The 3307-nt window shown below is 70.1% G+C and carries 1 protein-coding gene; it reads left to right on the forward strand.

Features of this window, described 5'->3' with window-relative positions; translation table 11 throughout:
- Window positions 1-3307: non-ribosomal peptide synthetase (locus I0Q12_RS25205; protein WP_197255832.1), on the forward strand; the 3307-nt coding region annotated here is incomplete at both ends.

A 3307-nucleotide genomic window follows, 5' to 3' on the forward strand; every position in this document is an offset into this window, starting at 1 on the left:
CCGCGGTGAGCGCCTTCCGAGCGCCCACTCCCGCGGACCGCTCGACACGGCGGTGCCGGTGCGCGTCCTGTTCGAGGCGTCGACCGTCGCGGCGCTGGCGACCCGTGTCGAGCGGTCCGCGGGAGTGGGCGCTCGGAAGGCGCTCACCGCGGTTTCCGAACGGCCGGAGCGTATTCCGTTGTCCGCGGCGCAATCCCGGATGTGGTTCCTCAACCGCTTCGACACCGAATCCGGTGTGAACAACATCCCGGTCGCGATCCGGCTCACCGGAGCCCTCGACGTCGAGGCGTTGACCCGCGCGGTGAACGACGTCGTCGCCCGGCACGAGACCCTGCGGACCGTCTACCCCGAGATCGACGGGGTGGGTTACCAGCAGGTGCTCCCGCCGGATGCGGCGCGGATCGACCTCGGGGTCGACGATGTCGCCGAGAGCGACGTGCTCACGGTCGTCACCGAGTTCGCCGGCGCCGGGTTCGACGTGACGCTCGCACCGCCGGTGCGTGCGCGCCTGCTGAAGGTGTCCGCCACCGAGAGCGTGCTCGTGTTCGTCGTGCATCACATTGCGGCGGACGGCTTCTCGATGGCACCGCTGACCCGTGACGTGATGATCGCCTATGCGGCGCGCACGCACGCGGAGGTGCCGACCTGGTCGCCGCTCGCCGTGCAGTACGCCGACTACACGCTGTGGCAGCGCGAGATTCTGGGCGACGAAGCCGATCCGCAGTCCGTCGCGTCCGCTCAGCTGGACTACTGGAAGTCGACCCTGGCGGGTCTGCCGGAGGAGTTGAATCTTCCGGCCGACCGGCCGCGTCCGGCGGTGTCGTCGTACCGCGGCAACAACTATGTCTCGCGGATCGCACCGGAGACCGGCAGGCTCGTCGACCGGGTCGCCCAGGCTCATCGGGCGACGCCGTTCATGGTCGTGCACAGCGCTCTGTCGGTGCTGCTGTCCCGGCTGTCCGGTTCCGGCGACATCGCGATCGGTACGCCGGTGGCAGGTCGCGGCGAGGAGGCCCTCGACGACGTCGTGGGCATGTTCGTCAACACCCTGGTGCTGCGGACCGGCATCGACCTCGGTGAGTCGTTCGCGGGCTTGCTGGCCCGGACCAAGGACATCGACCTCGGCGCGTTCGCGCAGGCCGATGTGCCGTTCGAGCGGCTCGTGGAGGTGCTCGACCCCGAGCGGGCGCAGAACCGGCACCCGCTGTTCCAGGTCGTGCTGACGTTCCAGAACATGGCGCAGGCGGTACTCGAGCTCGACGGGCTCACCGCGCGCACGGTCGAATTCGACGCTCACGTCGCGAAATTCGACCTTCAGGTCACCTTCACGTCGGCCCCCGAAGGCGGATACACCGTCGAGTGGACCTACGCGACGGACCTGTTCGACGAAGCGACCGTCGCGTCGTACGCGGAGCGTTTCGAGCGGCTCCTGACCGGTCTGCTCGCCGATCCGTCGACCGCGGTCGGCGACGTCGAACTGCTCTCCGCGACCGAACGCACCGAGGTCCTCGAGGCGTGGTCCACGCCCGGCACGCAGGTCGATCCGGCGGCGACGCTGCCGTCGTTGTTCGCTGCCGCGGCCGAGTCGTGGCCGGACAACGCCGCCGTGGTGGCCGGCGGGACATCGCTGACCTACGCGGAGCTCTCGGCCCGGGTCAACGGCCTGGCCCGCCGCCTGATCGAGTCGGGGGTCGGACCGGGATCGCTCGTGGCGGTCGCGCTGCCGCGTGACGAGTCGCTGATCGTGGCGCTGCTCGCGGTCCTCACCTCCGGTGCCGCGTACCTGCCGGTCGATGTGACCTATCCGCAGGACCGCATCGCGTACATGCTCGAGGACGGTGCGCCCGTCGTCGTGCTGACCACCACCGTGGATCGGCAGTCGATCCCGGCGGTGGACGGCGTCGAGGTCCTGCTGCTGGACACCCTCGACCCGGCGGAGTTCGACACCCGGCCCGTGACCGATGCGGACCGGCTCGTGCCGCTCCGCTCGTCGCACCCGGCGTACGTCATCTACACCTCGGGTTCGACGGGCCGGCCGAAGGGCGTCGCCGTCGTGCACCGCAACGTCGTCGAACTGCTCGCGAATGCGCAGCCCCTGTTCGGATTCGACGAAACCGACGTGTGGACGATGTTCCACTCGTACGCGTTCGACTTCTCCGTGTGGGAACTGTGGGGTCCGCTGCTGTACGGCGGCACGCTGGTCGTCGTCGACTACTTCACGTCGCGCTCGCCCGAACAGTTCCGGGAACTCGTGGTGCGCAACGGTGTCACGGTGCTCAACCAGACACCATCGGCGTTCTACCAGTTCGTGGAGGCCGACCGGGCCGCGATGGAGGAGGGTACGGGCGCGAGCGCCCTCGAAGGCACAGCCGCCGGCGCCCTGTCCCTGCGGCACGTGATCTTCGGTGGTGAGGCGCTCGACCTCGGCAAGCTCACCGGTTGGTTCGAACGGCACCGCGACGACGCGCCCCGGCTGGTCAACATGTACGGCATCACCGAGACCACGGTGCACGTGTCGTTCCTGGCGCTGACCGCGGAGATGGCGCGGTCGTCGGCGGCGAGCGTGATCGGCCGGGCGCTGCCGGGCCTGCGGGTGTACGTGCTCGACGAGCGGCTGCGTCCGGTCCCTGTCGGGGTCCAGGGCCAGATGTACGTGGCCGGTGAGCAGCTGTCGCGGGGTTACCTGGGGCAGCCGGCGCTGACCGCGGGCCGCTTCGTGGCCGACCCGTATGCGCCGGAAGGCGCGGCGGGCCTGATGTACCGCACCGGCGACCTCGCCCGGTGGAACGCCGACGGCCTCCTCGAGTACGCGGGCCGCTCCGATTTCCAGGTGCAGCTGCGCGGCTTCCGGATCGAGCTCGGGGAGATCGAGTCCGCGTTGACCCGTTGTTCCGGGGTCGCCCAGGCCGTGGCGGTCGTCCGCCGCTCCGAACGCACCGGCGATCGGTTGATCGGCTACGTGGTGCCGCGGGTGGGCGAGACCGTCGACCCGGTCGCGGTGCGCGACGCGGTCGGTGAGTTCCTGACCGCGTACATGATTCCGGACGTGGTGGTCGTGCTCGACGCACTGCCGCTCACCGCGAACGGCAAGCTCGACCGGAAGGCGCTGCCGGAACCGGTGTTCGAGGTGCGCGGGTTCCGTGCGCCGCAGACCCCGATCGAGGAGATCGTCGCCGGCGTGTTCGCCGAGGTTCTCGGCGTCGAGCGCGTCGGCCTCGACGACGACTTCTTCGAACTCGGCGGCAACTCGCTCGTGGCGACCCAGGTCGTCTCCCGGCTCGGAGCCGCGCTCGACGCCCGGATCCCG

The organism is Rhodococcus sp. CX (assembly GCF_015865005.1).
Lineage (GTDB): Bacteria > Actinomycetota > Actinomycetes > Mycobacteriales > Mycobacteriaceae > Rhodococcus.